Here is a 16,591-nt window from a genome sequence, read left to right on the forward strand (position 1 = left end):
GCAAATCTTATTTTCGCATCTTCTGCTATCTTAGCAGCGTATGACATAAATCCGCATTAGAAAAGGCTTGATCATTATTTTTTGTTCCGAAACTATTAAAACTATTAAAATTATTTTAACTTGTAAAACAATAAGATAAAAAAGAATTTCGGAACGATTTTTAGAGTATAGAATTCTGATTTTGACAATGTGACAGGGTTAAAAAAAAGAGGGTTAACTACCCTCTTTGCAAGATCGCAATTAGGTCATTTGGACTAAATCGCCACGCTTCTCGATACCCTAAGCATTCAGCACACCATTCTGAGCAGAAATATTTATTTCTAGCTTGTCTAAATTTAAGCACAACACCTATCGCTCCAAACCAGTCATAACGTTTACCAGCGGTTGTTAAGTAATACTTCATAACTGACTCTTTACTGATATCTAACTCAACTAAATCCCACTTATCTGACGGTAATTCCATTTCTTTAACGCGTACGCCACCATCACGTACACTAGAAGAATAACAACGGTAAAGACCATTATCTAATTTGATTGCAATCTCACAATGTGAGTAATCCCCTTTTGTTACTTTACGTGTTAGCCAATCACTAAATTTAGCTAACAAATCAAAAGGGCGGTTAATTGATTTCCGCCCTTTGTAAAATGCTAAATACACTTCCGACATTACAGCACCTCACCAACTTTTCTAATCTCAAGCACGATTTGCGCTGCACGCTCATTAACATCAAATTCTGTTGTAAGCGACTGTAGTTCGTATGCGCGCATTCTCAATTCACCAATTCTGTTGACCGCTTCTCGCATTGCACTAGCTTGTTTAATAATCAAATCTGTTGCTGTTTTTGCGTCAATGCCTGCCGGTGTAGCAAATGCAGCAACTTGTCGCGGAACTTCTCCAGCGTAACCTGCTTCTTTGTATGCGATAGCCTCCGCTTCTCGTAACAAATACTCTTGCGCAAATCTATCTTTTGATTGATAGACTTTTGCTGCCTCATCATTGATAAGCGATACTGCTTTTGCTCGACACGCTGCAAGTGTCAACTCTTTTGCTTCTTCGCTCATCACCCAGCCTTTATTCTTATCAAAAATAAAGCCCTCTTTCGGACGATTCACCAATTTAAATTCACCATCTTTTAACTCAACCAACGTTTTGCCATCAAGCTCAGCAATATCGTTAATAGCGAATGTGATGTAATTTGTCATATCAGAGGGACGCTCAGCTAGATAGACGAGCGGTGTAGATTGAGCAATTGATTGTTTTAATGCGTAAATATACATTGTACTCTCCATTTAATTAATAATACGCCAGCCTTTGTTAATTGCGATTGATTTATCGCACGCCTCGGCACCAGGGGTGTTTGTAATCGTGATAGTCGGATAATCTGTAACTGTGGCTAATGTGCCAAACATCTTGTTTAAATCGTCACTACTCATGCTTGTGTTAGCTACGCTAAACGATACCCTTGCACCTTTAAGTTCAACCACTTCAAGTTTGCTGCATCCATTAAACATATTGTCAAAGCTAGTTGCAGATGATGCATCAACCCTGACTCTTATGAGAGATGTACAACCATCAAACGTATGCGAAAAGTTCTTACACTGAGAACCGAAATTTATATTACTATCAAGCCTTATATCTTTTAGTGATGTACATCCTGCAAACATATAACTTGCGTTATTTACATCACTAATTCTACAGTTAGAAAAATAGTCTAATGCTTTGCAATTAAAGAACATTTTTGTTGCATCGAAATCTTGCGTGAAGTCGAAGTAGACATTTTTGATTGTTCTTGCGTTAGTATTTTCAAATGCGGACACAGCTGAAGACGTGAATGCCAAAAGTACGTCAATATAGCAGCCCAACCCTTCAAATGTCTTAATGCTAGTATTTTTTAATATTGCATCGCAGTTTGTATCGTAACCAAATAGTGAAATGGTTAACTTATCGCAAACACAGCCATTTAAAAGACCTTTTACTCCACCGTTAACCGTTGATGTAAAAATCACATTAGACGGTCGCAATGGCCGCTGAGCATCAAAAGTTACATCTAATGAATTAGATTGAAAACTAACCTCATCACTATCTGCAACAAAGTTAATCACTACTTTCTTTTTAGATTGTGGTAAAACAACATCAAAAACTGACGATATGGTTTCAGGTTTTGTTGGCACGAGTCGCACTACGAACGTTTTTGTGTTAACGGGTAGTTTTTCATACTCCGCATTCAGCGCTAACATTTGTTCGTTGATTGGGATATCGGAATCAGGGTCTATGATGACGTTAGTGATATTGCCTGTGTTAAGCGCTTGTATCTTATTCGGGTACTGCTCAAAAGTGACGCCGGTCATATCAATATTTTTTGATATTAATGCTTGACGTAACTCATCTTTTGTTAACTTAATTCTTTCAAGATTTTGTTTAAGACTCATTCAAAATTCCTTCAGCTATCGCGCTTGCACCGTTCACTTCTTGCTCAAGCGCTGTGATACGTTTGTTAATTTCGTTTAGCGTCTCTACCGGTATTTCGCCTGTATCACCCTTCTCACCAGGGTCGCCTTTCTCGCCACGTTCGCCTTGTGGCCCTTGTGCACCGGTATCGCCTTTCTCACCCTTCTCACCAGGGTCGCCTTTCTCGCCACGTTCGCCTTGTGGCCCTTGTGCACCGGTATCGCCTTTCTCACCCTTCTCACCGGTATCGCCTTTCTCGCCTTTAAAAACCTCACCGGGCAAAATAGTCACTTTAATCTCTTTTTGTGTCACTAAATCCATTCTCACTACTCCGTTACATCTGGCTCTATGATGACTTTCCCTCGCACCAATGTTCGCACGATATCATTTTTCGTCATTTGTAAGTCATAGTGCCATGTCGTTGATTTGACATTTTTAGTTAATTGATGACTGAAAATTAACTGCAATACGTTATCGCTCAACACATTAATGCTATTATCTGTTGTTGATAACGTGATTTGCTCAATATTGAGCGTGCTTTTTAGCGTCATTTTTAGCTCTGCATCACGCAAGCTAAAATCAGGCAACGCATCAATAAGCGCTGTGAAGACAGTGTCATCACCTCGGTAGATAGTTAAGTCTTTTGTTTCCACGTTTCCTCCTTACACCTCAACAAAAAAGAGGGCTATTAACCCTCTTTTACACTGCAATCTGATTAGTCGATTGGTTATATATAACAGTCTAAATTTACATTAAATCCTTGATTATATTCGTATGCAAGTGCCCAAAATCGTAATGCGCCATCCTTACATTCCAATCTATAATCAGAATCTTCATGTAAGGTTTTTGCATTTACTACATCCCATAATTTCTCAATCAAAGATCGCAAATGAAAACATTGATCTATAATTCGAACTGTCCCTAAAACTGAACCTTTTCCATACTCTGTCTTTAAATTTAAATTTGTAGTCTGTTTAATCAATATATCAGCTGATGAGAAATAAGCACCATTAACGCAAATACCATAATTATCTATTTTGTTAAATTGTGCCCCTATCGTTAAAATTTTACCTGATACATGAAATGCTCCTGTAGTTCCCGAAAAATAAGACTGGTATGTGATATATGCACCATTTGATGGTCTCCACCATAAATTCTCAGCTACTCCTTTTACTTTACCTAACTCAAAATTATCTTCGTAAAAACGCTTATTCCCCCATGTTTCCTCTTTCAACACAACACCTAATTTAGCAATATCAATTTCATTAGTTCCATTACTAAGCCCATACATATTACGCTTTGCATGCGTAAACCCAACAAATTGAGTTGTTCCAATTTGTAATCCGTAATTAGCCATAGTATTCACCTCTTTAGATGATTATGCTGTTATAATCTCTGCGTTATGAAGCAATCCATCCTCATAAGTAACAAGATAATGCAACGCCCACACTATTAAGTTGTCAACATCTGATAAAAAAACATTATTCAATAACAAGGCTGATATATGCTCTGCTCTATAATGGGCTATATCATCTTCCGTAACACTACTTGCTATTTGAACCTCAAGTTCATTGTTAATATAATCTACTCTAATTTGACTAATTGCATGATATTGCAACCGCTTTGTTGTAACTCCTTGAGTAAAGCTAACATCTTTTTTCAAATAATACATTACAATCTCCCCAACCTCACTTTTAATACACCTTTCTCATCATATACATCTATTCGCTCATTACGAATAACCATACCAACATTACCAGATGCCCCACGTATCTCTACATCCCCACTGCCACTCACTTTAAATCTATTATTTATATTTAAACTCCCCCCTTTAATATCTCCCAAATTCGCGCTAATTGCTGATAAATTTGTTACATTCAATTTATCAGCAGATATGGTTTTTGTAGCAATGTGGTTTGATGTGATTGCCTTTGCCGCAATCTTACTAGCATCAACTGCACCAGCAACCAGTTTTTCCGTAGTCACTGAATGCACAGCTAATTTGTCGGCAACGATGGTACCGGTTCGAATCGATCCGCCATGTATTGCGGTTACACCTGAATTTTGCCACAGGCTTGGCTCTCTAGTATATTGAGTACATTCTTCCAGCATTGGGCGACGCAATACCGTAAACGTATTATCCACATTTTCGATTTTATATTGATTGAAAATACAACGTGCGGTACCTGTTGTAGTGACTTTAAATTTAATCCAAATGCGTTTTGTATCTACTAAACCATTGGTATAACTCGCTTCCACACCATCACCAATATAATTACGAGTAACCTCAGCAATAGTAAGACCTTCTCGTAATTCAATATTCACACCCACTACGCCTCGATGTGCTGCAACATAGCCTGATAATAGATACCAATTCCCCGCTACTAATTTAATATCTTGATAAATACCACCAAACCGCCCTGTGGCTGAAGAAGAACTCACCATCAATGGTTGCCAACGATACTGATTCTCTCCTTCTAAATACTCTTTCCCTTGCCAATCTCCACTAGAATTATTATTTATATTAAGTCCTGAATTAGCTTGTATAACGCTTGTATCTTGATATAAAGTCCACCCGTCCGCATTATTTGCAAAAATCGGGTTATAGAGCAGATTGCCGCCTAAGCCAATAGCTAACTTATCTGCTGTAAGTTCCCCTGCGGCGATATGCGTTCCACGAATTGCTCCTGCTTGCACACTCCCCGCTGTAACACTATTTGCAGCAAGTTTATCCGCAGTAACCGCATTAGCCGCTAATTGTTGCGTAACGATTTGCCCTTGAATTGCGCTCGCAGGAACACTATCTAATGTGAAACTTTCATACCTATCCCCCTTCCACATATAAAAACGGCGATCTGATAAGTTATATATGAGATTCGCGTCTTTAAATTCTGCTAAATCACCAATAGTTTCAACGATTTTTACCGCTTCAAGCCCTCGTGCAGCCAAGCCTGTATCAATGACTTCATCGACGATATTTTCACTTAATTCTTTTTGTAGCTCCGCTAACGCCTTTTGAATATCAACACTTGTTTCACCACGCAACCCACTAACCTGATAAAATGGTCCTATATTTTGACCTCGAGTATGTCTCAGCCAGTAATAAAAAACACTATTTGGCTGAACTTTATGCGCATACATGAAAGCATTGCTCACTTTAATTAATCGTTTCGCTTCTAGCAAATTATCATCAACAGCGAAAAAGATTTCAGTCTGAGTAAATTCATCTACATAGTCCCATTCAATTAAGATATTCTCAAGACCACCATTTACAGCAACACCCGTTGGCGCCGGTGGTCGATCGATAGTGAAAGTGCTTGCTTTTTCACTTAATACTCGGCCTTTATCATCTTTAGCAATAATGACAACACTATAATCACCATTTGGCAGATTATCTAATTTCACTTCTGCCGTTTTCTGCCCGATATAGCTTTGGTACAGCTTTTCGCCTTGATAAATCAAAATATCATAACGTGTAATGATCGCATTGCCGGCGGTCACTTCCGCATTGATCACCGCGCCTGTGCCACTAGCAGTGTTAATCACCACATCGGTGAGTTGCGGCGCGGAATATAATGTTTTCGACACCGCTTCAAAATGCGCACCGTTATCAACAATCGCCTCTTTTTGGGGTTCGTGTTGCAAGGCAGTAATGGTGTAGCTGCCGTTTTCGTTTTCACTGATCGACACCGCGCGATACAATCCGCCACGCACTGACGAGGTTGCCAACGACCACACGCCAAATTCGGTTAAGCCGGTTGGGATGCTGTCTAAGGTGATAATGCTGCCATTAACGGCTTGAATTTTGATAGTCTGCTGTTTCGCTTCGGCATTAATATAGCTGAAATAACTTGCGCCGTTTACGTCAATTTCCCGATCTAACGTCACTTCACGCCCTTTCACAGCCAACACTCGCCCACCAATTGCCGTGCCTGCATAATGATTATCAGCAACACGGATAATATCACCTGGCAAATGCATTAACCCCTCACGTCCAACTGAAAAGGTAATAGTCTCTTTTTCTAATTTCTCGGTTTCTAAAATCCAACGCCCTAAGCGGTAGGCTTGCCCACGCGAGGTGCAACCAAAGGCAGTCACCTTTTTCACGTTCGCACCGTAACGTTTCACCGCCTCATCGTCCGACACATACTCAATTTTTTTCTCATAAAAATCGTTTTTATCGAGATATTCCACGTGGATAATGTTATGCCGTGCTTTTAACGCGGAGTAGCTACGATCAAATTCACCGTTGACCACATTAGCATTGGTGTAAGTCCATACTGGGTCGGCTGGTCGGTCTTGAATGGCAGTCAGTTGCTGTCCGTTCCACACCGGCATCGCCCGGAAAATGGAAGCTAAGTCGTTGATTAAATCATAGGCTTGTCGCTGCTCTGTCAGCCAACAGTTGCAGGTCATTCGTGGCTCTGTGCCGCCAAAGCCGTCCGGCACCAACACATCGCAATATTGTGCAATCGCATACAACGTCCATTTATCCACGTTAAAATCGCCTAAGCGTTGCCCCATTCCGTAGCGTTTGTTGGTTAAGAGATCGTAAAAAATCCACGCCGGGTTATTCGTCCACGCCACCTTAAAACGCCCATCCCATAAACCACTGTAACTACGGTCAATCGGGTTGTAATTGCTTGGCACTTTCACTTTAATGCCACGCACCAAGTAATTACGCTGAGGAATGTTGGAAAAATATTCCGAATCAAACATAATGCCGGCAAGTGCGGTGTTCGGATAGGCAAATTCGGTATCGATAATTTCGGTGTAACTTGACCAAACTGTCGCATTTTGTACACGTTGTTGTTTACTGTCTGCAGTTAATCGTTCTACTTTAATTTGAAATGGTACTGCTGGAAGATGATCGATCACCATTTGTCGCAAATACTGACTACTATATTTTCCATTGAAATGGATTGGATATTGTTGCTCGCCTACAGTAACCAACAAATCCACACTCGCACCCACCGTATCACCGTTATCTTTTTGTTGGAACAGACTACGCACACCAAGTGTTAAACGTAATCGAGTAACTTTCTCATCCGTTACGGTGCGCGTCAGTGCCGTGTTTTTTTTCACCTCCGTACCAACCCCAATCTCACGCTCCGAGGTGTTAAAGCCTTGCATAATATCCTGATCTTGCGAACCAATTGTTCCTTGCAATTCCATATTACGGAAATTATAGCTTCCATCGGCATTTTGAATTGGAGTTTTATCCAAATAAACGGATTTCACGCCTGCTTTTAAACCTTGAATTTCCCCTTCGGAAATCACTTCTACAATTTTAATACGTTGCTTTGAGCGACCACTTTCGGGTGCTTCATACGGCGTATGTCCGCCACCACCACCTTTACCCATATTATTTATCCTTTTCTAAACAAGCCTTTCTTCGGTTCAGTTTTTTTCTTCATCTCTTCATCAACGTTGTAAGTCTCAACACCTTGTGAAATGATGAGTGACCCAACCATAATCTCACCGTAAGCCAACGGAACGGGGCGTCCTTGTGCCGACAAGTTACCAAGGTTACTAAACGATGTAGATTGTTTTTTCTCCTGCTCCGTGCCTACACTTCCCATTTTGGGTTGTGGTGATAAAAGTTGAGTTACCCCACTTAGAATCATTGAGGCTCCAGCCATAAATGCCATTGTTGCACCAGTGTACCCTGCCGCACCAAGATACGCCCAACCTGCTGCTCCACCGGCATACCAAGAGGCGGCAATTAACACCGCACCTACCACAATATTAAAAATACCGCCATTTTTTGCCCCTTTAATCACCGGCGTGAGATGCACCACGGCGTTATCGTTTAATTTGTAGAGAATATCTTTCTCCAGTGATGTGGCAGTAACGAGATGTTCGTCAATCCGCACTTTGTAATAACCTTGCTGTAAGGCTTGTCGAAAGCCGACCAATTGACAGCATAAAGCACGAATCGCTTCCGCCGTATCATCCACCGCTAAATCAAAGGCAGTGCCAAATCGTTTAAGATTGCCGTAAAGTTTAATTGTTGCCATTGTTGGTATCTCCAAATGCTGTGTGTATGTTTAAGCCAATAGCCATCGTATAAATCCCGTTTTGATAAGCGTTGTGGGCTGTGATGTAGCACCCAGTTGTCGCCAACATAAATCGCGGCGTGATTCGGCACATCCGCCCCCACTTGCATTAAAATCACATCGCCAAGTTGCGGTTCGTCCACCTGCTCAAAGCCGTGTGTGGCCATATTGTCTAGATAAAGATTGCTGCCCTCGTGCCACCAGTCGTCCGCGCGTGCGAAATCAGGGAAATCCACGCCCGACAACATATAGGCATCACGAAATAGGCTATAACAATCGCTTTCACCGTGAACAAACTCACGCCCTAACAGCGGCTTGATATAACGGAATTTATGCACGCTTTCATTGCAAACCAACCACCAATCCAAACCGGACTGTAGCTGCATTTGCCTATCTGCTGTTGATAAAATTGGCTTGCCATTCGGGTGAGAGTGAACAATTGCGACAATGCCGTCATATTGATTAGCCTCTAGATAGTCATCAGACGAAATCTCAAAATAATTTTCGGGGTCATCTGCAATATTCTCACTCGGCAAAAAAACTTTTTTACGTCCTTTAAAAACAACAAAACCGCACATTTCGTGCGGTTGTTGTTGCTTTGCGTGCTTAATAATATCTTGTTCTAACGTCATGTACTTATCCTATTTTATTCACTGACGGAAAACCACCAAAATTCAGGGTATTATTCCGCATTTTGCAGCCGGTTAAACAACGGCTGCATTTGTCCTTTTTCGGGTCGCCGGTCGGCATATCCTTTTCATCCGCCACCGGCGCACCGTTATAACCGCACTCACTGGAACGATAAATCCACGCGCAGGTGTCTGCCATCATCATTCTTGCCGGCAGATAAGCATTGTCGGTTTCGGTCGGCAACGCTAGCGTAAAGGTAGCAACATCCTGTTTTAAACTGCTTAACTGTTCTATAATGTAAAGACTAACTAGCTCCTGTGTCGGATCAGCGTGTGAATTACCCTCTTTGAAATTAACCGCATCTAGATAGTGCATATAAACCCGTCGTCGCCGCACCACTGCCCCTACCGCTTCATTAAAATCTACGGCAATGCCGGTGATTAATCCTAACAGATTGGAAACAGTTAAGGTCGGGCGATTGCTCGGTCCATTGCCGTTTAACTCAAAACCGCCGGCTTTGATCGGATAGGCTTTATAAGTTTGCCCTTGCCACACAATGTCTTGATAACGCTCATTTGTGCCGGCATAGAAGCGATAAATTTCGCCTTGTTCACCTTGTCGGTTCTGCAAACTGCGCATATCCACTTCGTACAGCTCAATCAAGGCATTTTGTTCAATTTTGCTTAATTCAAGCTTAAATGCATTGCTCATTGTTTGTGGCATTATGGCACTTCCTCAAATTCACAACTAAATTCACTATAGGTTTGGTTCATTTCAATGCGCCACTGACCGCACACCACTTTTTTACGACTTTTTGTGAACGGGTCATTAAAATAAAAAGGCTCAACGCCACCGTGTTGAGCCAAGAACGCATCCACTGCCAAACGTTCCTTGTTTTTCACTTTTACCGTAACCGGATAACGCCGCAGCAAGCTATTTATGCCAACTTTGGCACGCTGGGCATAACCATCGCCAAACTGCACCACATTACGGCGTGGTTCATTTTCAATTGTGAGCTTTGGCCGCACACACCATTTAAACGTTTCCATTAGGCAAAGGCTCCTCCGGCTCTAAAATTGGTTTGTAACATACTGCTTGCCTCCTGTTTAGCAATTTTTCGCATTAACTCCACCGTCACTTGCAACTGTTCGCCTTGCTGTTTTTGCGTCACTTTGGCATCCACCGGCTCCCCGTTGTTGATCACTTTGATGCTAACATTGGCATTTTGTGTTTTGGCTTTCACCATTGGCACTTTCGGTACGGCAACACCGCCACCGTTGGCAAATCCTCGTCGAGTACCGTAGTTTAAGAAATCAAGATAATCTACACCGAGCCTTGATGTCGCTTCTTTGGTGATGACGTATTCACCTTTATGCACGATACCCGCAGGCGTGTATTTACCGCCATCACCAGTATAACCACCGCTTGCGAAGCCTACACTTGAGATTTTGCTAATTAATCCCATTCCTTGACCAATCAACGCCATACTTTTTCCAATTCGTTCAGCGTAGGTCATACTGTCCCAGTCATTCATCACTTTTGTGGCGGCACTATAAATGTTCACCATACCTTCGGCAATCGCAAAGGCTTTTGCAGTCGCAAACATTGCTTTATACGCCAAAGATTGCCGTCCTGCCGATTGTTCCACCATTGATGCCATTTGTTCAAATCCAGAACTTAAAGATGATAGCCCTTCTGCATAAGCGGCTAAATCTTTTTGTTGCTGGTCTGATTTATAACGATCAATTATTTGTTTCTTACGCTGCTGAAACTCCTCTTCGGTCATCAGCTTTTGTTCGTTAAATGCTTGAAGTAAAGCCAATTCCTGTGTTTGCTGATTTTGTATAGCTTGATTAGGATCGTAAATGGCTCGCAGTTGATCTAATGGTGTAACAGCATTTTGTGCCACATTTTGCGCGTACTCAAATTGCAATTTCATTGCGGCTTGTTTGGCTTCATCAATGGTCAACTGGTTTGCTGCTTGCAATTCTTTAACGGCAGCCAACTCTTTATCCAAGTTATGCGCAGCTAATTTATTCGGTGCGTATTTTCCCGTAAGTTCTAATCGTTGTTGATTAAAACGTTGAGTAATCGCCAATTTCGCTGCTTCGTATTCTTGATGTTTAACAACCCCTTTTTTATTGTACTCCTCTAAACGGCGGAACATTTGGGCTTGCTCTAGGTCAATTTCGCCTAGGGTAGATGTGCTTTTTTGTCGCACTTCATCGTAGAAATTGAGCCAATTTTGACGCGCGTTTTCGCCACCTTTTCCTTTTTTATGATTAAGCTCAATGGTTTTTTTTAGCTTCGTTTTTTTCTCATCTTGTTGAAAAAGTGCTTCCAATTGTTCTTTCGCTGCAAAGATTTTCTGCAAATCTTCTAACGACATATCAATGGTTTTACTCGCAGCTTCTGCTGAAGCGTATTCCCCTTTCGCAATTGCCGCAAGCACATTAGCATAATCTGCTCCTTCCACAGAAAGCACTTTATACAGCCCCGATAAAATAAAGGCAGCTTTTGCGTTCCCTTTACTTTCTAAGGTAAGCACATTCACTTCTTCCGTTAAGGATTTAGTTTGCTTTTCAATATCCTGCTGTGCTTTCTCCCAATCATTCAATTTTAATTTATGTTGGGCAAGGCTATTATTTGCCTGCTCAACCTTTTCATTGAGTTTATCTTGTAATTGGGCTTGCAGTGATGTTTGATCGTTTAATTTCGCCGTTTCTGTTTCTAACTGTGCCTTAATGCGAATAGCTCTTTCTTCCGCTTTCGCCATATCTTCCACGGAACGCTTCAAATATTGAATATGCTTATTGCCAGAATGATCTTTCCATTCAATTTTTTGTACTGCATTTGTTGCCGCATTTTGGAAAGTTTTATATTGCTGTTCTAATTCTTGAACCTTTTTCTTTTGTTCTTCAATACTGTATTTGGCATCAAGCAACTTATCTTTTAATTGAGCAACGGTAAATTTATCAAGGTTCTGCTTAATATTATCCACCGAGTTTGCAAAATCATTAGATTTATTCGCTGCATCACTTGCACTGTTTCCCCAATCTAGCAAAAATGGAATTGCGGCTGAAATTGCCAATGTTGCCACGCCTAACGGTCCACCAAGTGCCGCCATTGCCATTCCTAATGTGCTTGCCGATTTTTTAGCGACATTTAATTGATTGATTGCAGTCGTTTGGGCTTTAATTAATGCCGTTTCTCTTGCAGTTTGAACCCCAAGTTCTTTGCTTAAAAGTAACCTAGCTTGCTCTGTTTTGGCTAAATTCAGCTGAGCTTGTAATTGTGCGATATAGGCTTGCGTCGCCTGTAAATCCGCAGTAATTTTTGCTTTTTCTGCAAGGGTTGCTTGTACGGTTGCTTTTGACTCTTGCATTGTTGCACTTGCGGATAAATAGGCATCTTTCGCTTTTTTACTAAATTTAATCCCCGCGACTGCCGCTCCTAAACTTAATGTTAACGGTGCTAATGTGCCGATATTATTGGCAACAATATTAATTCCTTCAGCAAATAATTTACTTGTAGCTAGGGCTTTATCTGTTTCTCCTAGCCACTTTTCAGTTGCAGTAGAAAGATTTTGGAATGCTCCACTTAATGTTGTTGTCGTTTTTTTATGTAATTCATCAACGCTACCTTGGGCTTTTTTCAAACCCTCAACCATTTTATCGGCTGTCATCTCGCCTTTATCTACCATTGCTTTAAGCTGGGCGGTTGTGATCCCCAAACCTTTCGCAATCGCCTGAATAACCGTTGGCGTTTGTGTCATCAATGAATTGAATTCTTGTGCTTTCAATTTGCCCATCAATAAAGATTGCCCAAATTGAATTAACGCATTAGAAGCCGTGGCAGAATTAGCCCCCGAAATGGCTACGGATTTTGCCACTGTTTCAGTAAGTGCAGCAACATCAGATAGATCTAACCCCAATTGCTGTGCATTTTGGGCAAAAGTTTGATAAACCGATGATGTCGCTTGGGTAGATTGTGCGGTTTTGAGCGAAATGTCATAGACATCTTGCATCGCTTTAATCCGTTCACGTTCGCTTTCCGTGACAAGATTTATTTTATTACTTAATTCCGTGTAGTTATCCAGGCTCCCAATAATCTGTTTTGGGTTTGGCAACACAAAACTAAGTACTTTTAACTTATTAAGTTTATCAGCAAAATCCAAACTTTTATTCGTTGCTATCGCTGCATTTTCAATATTTTTTAAATATGTATTTGTTCTTTCAGCAAACTGCTTTGCGTGCCGTTGTGCCTTTGTCAGACCATCTCGAAATTTAACTTGATCTAACGCCAACTGAATATTTAATTGCCCAAGTGAACCCGCCATATTATTTTCTCCCATAAAAAAAGCCCGCCGTAGCGAGCTTCTATTTGAATTTAACCTTATTTATAAAAACCTTTGTCCCAATATTTGGAATAGCGTTTATCTTCCCTATCAAAAAACGCTTTTTTACTCAATTTCCAATGCAACAACAGCAATACCATAAACAGTGCTAGCAGTGTAATAATCATCGTTTTCCAAGAGAAAAAGCTAAAGGCTGCCAATAACACTAATAATAAGGAAAAGAGAGAAAACACTGTGATATAAACTTTTGCTCCCCAAATTAGACTACTTGTAATAAAACTATATGAGCCTTTCATCTTTTCATCCTCCATATTAAGACTTTACCAAATCCCTACTGGCAGTCAAGCTATTTCAGCAAAGAAATCAATAAACTTTTTCCTGCTAATTTAATCGCCTCAAAGGATAAATCAATCCCTTTGGTTTTAATGATTTGTTTAATTTTATTCCACGCTGTGTCGCTACGGATTTTGTCAAGAAATTCGTGTCCTTGCCACGTTAAATTTATTGCCACAAAATCCGCATCACCCATTGTGGAATTATCTTCTATACAAATCAGTTCGGCTTGAGATAATAGCTGATAATGATATCCTACTACATCAGGTGGAAAGCCTTTAATACTTTCACTATCCAACGGCGTATCATCAACCTTTTGCCCGAGCTTTAACAAAATTTTACGGATAAGCTCCCAATCTCTTTTCATTCTTTATTCTCCTGCAACCGTACTAAAATAAAGTACGGTTGGTTTTAGTCGAATTAATTCGATATAGACAATTTATGTGCTTGATGAACAGCTTCTTCAAATTTACTAATCCAATGATGAAATTCATTGTGAATATCAAAATTATCGGCAGCTAAATCATTCCTAATATAACGTTCATAGCCCATTGCTTTGTGGATTGCTCGAAAAGCCTTTTCTGTTTTCTTAGCATTATTCACAACAAATCGGTGAAACCTAACTAAAGCATCAGCTACATCATACGGGATCTCAACCATATTCTTTCTTTTTGGCTCGATTAGTTCACCTTCAAGAATAACTCTATGAACATATTCCACTGCTTGCGGTAATTGTTCTTTGCTTAACTCTTCAATGCTTTTAACGTTAAAGCGATGATGGACTAATTGATAAGCATCAGAGTAAATTAAGCCTTTTTTGCTTACTAGCATATTAACCGCATCTCGTAAGCCTGTGCGATCATCTACTGTTGTTTGAATTCTCTCCGCTTTACCTTTAAACCAATAATCAAATAATGCTTGATAGCACTCTTTTTTATATTTGATTAAGGTTTCTCTAATTTCTGGTTTTACTCTGTTTGTATCAATACCAAATAACCAGCCGTTGAGATAGTTGATTGGTAGGCATACCATTTCTCGATTTTTACCATCTTGAGCAACTGTGGTCATATGTACACAGTTGAATTTTTGTGATTGATTTACCAACTTCTTATGTTGCCTTGACCACTCTAAGCCAATCCCTTCAACAATTTCACGCATTGCCACATAAGCAATGCCATTGTTATCCACTAATGTAATTTCTTTACCTAAAAATTCTGCAGTTAATGCTTCCATTATTTTCTCCTGTATCTCCACATAAAAGCCTGTAAGAAACGGTGAGTGGAGAAAGGAAACACCGCTTTCGAGTGTACTTTTCTATCTTACAGGCAATAAAAAACGACCATTTGGTCGTTGTTATCTTTGAGCTAAAAACATCTCGCTACCATCATCAAAATCTTGGTTATTTTTCATCGTATTTTTGTTTGCAAAAAACGACATAAACTCAGTGAATTTTGGTGATTCTTTTTTAGGGTCACTATTAATAGCCGCTAACAAGTAAGCAATTTGTGCAGTACGATAATCTTCACGCCACAAGCCGAACGGTTGTTCTTGGTAGAATTGTTCATATTCTTGCAAGTGACGTTCTGGCATTGCTTCGATTTCTGATAGCGTTTTACCCAACGCAAGGGATAAGGTTAATTGGAACTTGCGTCGGGCGGTGAGTTTTTTGGGGTATCTACATTTTCAGCTTGATTAAAGGCGGTGAGTACGCTGTCATCAAGGGTTAAAATGGCTTCTAAATCTTCGATATTATCAGGGTCGAATAAGTTATTGCCTTTTTCATCGCATAATTTGATGGCAAGATTGCGTGCAAGGCGGTATTTATCCGCAATCGGTTCAAGCTGCTTGGCGAGTACATCTTCATCATTCAGATTCAACTCAATGCCTTGTGCCATTGCCTGTGCTTTCAGCCAATTTTGATATTCAAACACCTCACGGTTTACATCGCCTACGGTAAAAGAACGGATATAGTAGGTATTGCCGTTGAGTTCAAAGGGTTTCAATGTGGGTTTAATCGCAAGTAAGGTTGCTTTAGTGCCTTTGTTCATTGTTGATTTCCTTAAAATGTTTATAAAAAACACCGCACTTTTTATCGTGCGGTGAGTTGGTTATGCGACTGGTAATAAATAATCGCGTTTAGACTGCTTAATCGTTACACCCGATTCAAACTTGCCCTTCACTTCACCGCTGATATTGGTGCTGGTTTGAATAAAACCTGTGCCATATAACGATCCTTGCTTGTTCTTGAACACAATCAAATACGGGAAAGTTTCTTTGCCGTAGAATTTCTTGCGTAAATCTGCTTGCATTGCTGTGGCTGGCGCCCAGAAGAAAGTCAGTTTTACACTACCAAACTCGATATCCCCGGGTTCAGTTTCTGTTCCCTCACTACACATTGTCGTAATATCTTCTTCAGTAAGTGTATCCCCATCTTTTTCGATGTTTTTAATCGCACAAAAGTTAGAGGACCACTGTACTTTTTCAATTTGTGCAGCCGTGAAATCCGTCGGTTTGTCATGTGCTGACCAATCCACTTCATCTGCTAATGTAATGCTGTCAGTTTGGACAGATTTAACTGGATAGTAGCCATCTAATGCACCCAATCCTGATACTTTGATACAATCACCTGCTTTTACACCACTACTTGCTACTGTAAGTGTCGCCGCTGGGGTAACAGTACATGCTGTAATTGCTTTTTTGGTTTCTAAGCCCGTGCCGATATAGAATTTTGTCCCCTGGAATGGGGTAGTAATTGTTGTCATA

Annotated in this window: 19 protein-coding genes; all 19 read right to left on the reverse strand. The window is 40.4% G+C overall.

Translation table 11 applies throughout. The features are described 5' to 3' along the window. Positions 1-217 precede the first annotated feature (217 nt). The 19 genes from NYR30_RS06600 to NYR30_RS06690 all read right to left on the reverse strand — a co-directional run bounded on the left by NYR30_RS06600 (position 218) and on the right by NYR30_RS06690 (position 16,590). Positions 218-667 (reverse strand): enoyl-CoA hydratase, encoded by a 450-nt coding sequence (locus tag NYR30_RS06600; RefSeq protein ID WP_302502391.1) that lies wholly within the window; start codon positions 665-667, stop codon positions 218-220. Next, positions 667-1,278 carry a hypothetical protein gene (locus NYR30_RS06605; RefSeq protein WP_302502393.1) on the reverse strand — a complete coding sequence of 204 codons (612 nt, stop codon included), beginning with the start codon at positions 1,276-1,278 and terminating at the stop codon, positions 667-669. The genes NYR30_RS06600 and NYR30_RS06605 overlap by 1 nt, the downstream gene beginning before the upstream one ends. A gap of 12 nt (positions 1,279-1,290) precedes the next feature. Further along, a complete protein-coding gene (locus NYR30_RS06610) occupies positions 1,291-2,430 on the reverse strand; it encodes a BspA family leucine-rich repeat surface protein (RefSeq protein WP_302502394.1) in 1,140 nt (379 codons plus the stop codon). After that, the gene (locus tag NYR30_RS06615; protein WP_302502395.1) at positions 2,420-2,770 is read right to left on the reverse strand and encodes a hypothetical protein; all 351 of its coding nucleotides are present in this window, start codon (positions 2,768-2,770) and stop codon (positions 2,420-2,422) included. The genes NYR30_RS06610 and NYR30_RS06615 overlap by 11 nt, the downstream gene beginning before the upstream one ends. A 5-nt stretch (positions 2,771-2,775) precedes the next feature. Then, on the reverse strand, positions 2,776-3,102 hold the full coding sequence (locus NYR30_RS06620; RefSeq protein WP_302502396.1) for a hypothetical protein: 327 nt from the start codon (positions 3,100-3,102) through the stop codon (positions 2,776-2,778). A 74-nt stretch (positions 3,103-3,176) separates the two neighbouring features. Then, on the reverse strand, positions 3,177-3,806 hold the full coding sequence (locus NYR30_RS06625; protein ID WP_302502397.1) for a hypothetical protein: 630 nt from the start codon (positions 3,804-3,806) through the stop codon (positions 3,177-3,179). Positions 3,807-3,827: 21 nt separating this feature from the next. Further along, on the reverse strand, positions 3,828-4,121 hold the full coding sequence (locus NYR30_RS06630; RefSeq protein WP_302500420.1) for a hypothetical protein: 294 nt from the start codon (positions 4,119-4,121) through the stop codon (positions 3,828-3,830). Beyond that, positions 4,121-7,813 (reverse strand): TipJ family phage tail tip protein, encoded by a 3,693-nt coding sequence (locus tag NYR30_RS06635; protein ID WP_302502398.1) that lies wholly within the window; start codon positions 7,811-7,813, stop codon positions 4,121-4,123. Before NYR30_RS06635 ends, NYR30_RS06630 begins: the two co-directional genes overlap by 1 nt. A gap of 5 nt (positions 7,814-7,818) precedes the next feature. Continuing rightward, entirely contained in the window at positions 7,819-8,469 is a 651-nt protein-coding gene (locus NYR30_RS06640; RefSeq protein ID WP_039135645.1) for a tail assembly protein, read from the reverse strand. Further along, entirely contained in the window at positions 8,412-9,140 is a 729-nt protein-coding gene (locus NYR30_RS06645) for a C40 family peptidase (protein ID WP_302502400.1), read from the reverse strand. Before NYR30_RS06645 ends, NYR30_RS06640 begins: the two co-directional genes overlap by 58 nt. A 4-nt stretch (positions 9,141-9,144) precedes the next feature. Continuing rightward, positions 9,145-9,861, reverse strand: a complete 717-nt coding sequence (locus NYR30_RS06650) for a phage minor tail protein L (protein ID WP_302502401.1) — start codon at positions 9,859-9,861, stop codon at positions 9,145-9,147. Beyond that, on the reverse strand, positions 9,861-10,187 hold the full coding sequence (locus NYR30_RS06655) for a phage tail protein (RefSeq protein WP_039081808.1): 327 nt from the start codon (positions 10,185-10,187) through the stop codon (positions 9,861-9,863). The genes NYR30_RS06650 and NYR30_RS06655 overlap by 1 nt, the downstream gene beginning before the upstream one ends. Next, complete coding sequence (locus NYR30_RS06660) at positions 10,187-13,477, reverse strand: tape measure protein (RefSeq protein ID WP_302502402.1); 3,291 nt, start codon at positions 13,475-13,477, stop codon at positions 10,187-10,189. The genes NYR30_RS06655 and NYR30_RS06660 overlap by 1 nt, the downstream gene beginning before the upstream one ends. A gap of 56 nt (positions 13,478-13,533) precedes the next feature. Next, the gene (locus NYR30_RS06665; protein ID WP_302502403.1) at positions 13,534-13,791 is read right to left on the reverse strand and encodes a hypothetical protein; all 258 of its coding nucleotides are present in this window, start codon (positions 13,789-13,791) and stop codon (positions 13,534-13,536) included. Between the two features lie 50 nt (positions 13,792-13,841). Further along, the gene (locus NYR30_RS06670) at positions 13,842-14,195 is read right to left on the reverse strand and encodes a DUF2513 domain-containing protein (RefSeq protein WP_302502404.1); all 354 of its coding nucleotides are present in this window, start codon (positions 14,193-14,195) and stop codon (positions 13,842-13,844) included. A 53-nt stretch (positions 14,196-14,248) separates the two neighbouring features. Further along, entirely contained in the window at positions 14,249-15,061 is an 813-nt protein-coding gene (locus NYR30_RS06675) for a phage antirepressor N-terminal domain-containing protein (RefSeq protein ID WP_302502405.1), read from the reverse strand. A 120-nt stretch (positions 15,062-15,181) separates the two neighbouring features. Then, on the reverse strand, positions 15,182-15,418 hold the full coding sequence (locus NYR30_RS06680) for a phage tail assembly protein T (RefSeq protein WP_302502406.1): 237 nt from the start codon (positions 15,416-15,418) through the stop codon (positions 15,182-15,184). A gap of 44 nt (positions 15,419-15,462) precedes the next feature. Beyond that, positions 15,463-15,876: a hypothetical protein gene (locus NYR30_RS06685; protein WP_039166176.1), complete on the reverse strand. Its 414-nt coding sequence runs from the start codon at positions 15,874-15,876 to the stop codon at positions 15,463-15,465. Positions 15,877-15,936: 60 nt separating this feature from the next. Continuing rightward, positions 15,937-16,590, reverse strand: coding sequence for a hypothetical protein (locus tag NYR30_RS06690; protein ID WP_302502407.1), 654 nt, complete (start codon positions 16,588-16,590; stop codon positions 15,937-15,939). Between the last annotated feature and the right edge of the window lies 1 nt (position 16,591).

Source organism: Gallibacterium salpingitidis (genome assembly GCF_030517105.1).
GTDB lineage: Bacteria > Pseudomonadota > Gammaproteobacteria > Enterobacterales > Pasteurellaceae > Gallibacterium > Gallibacterium salpingitidis.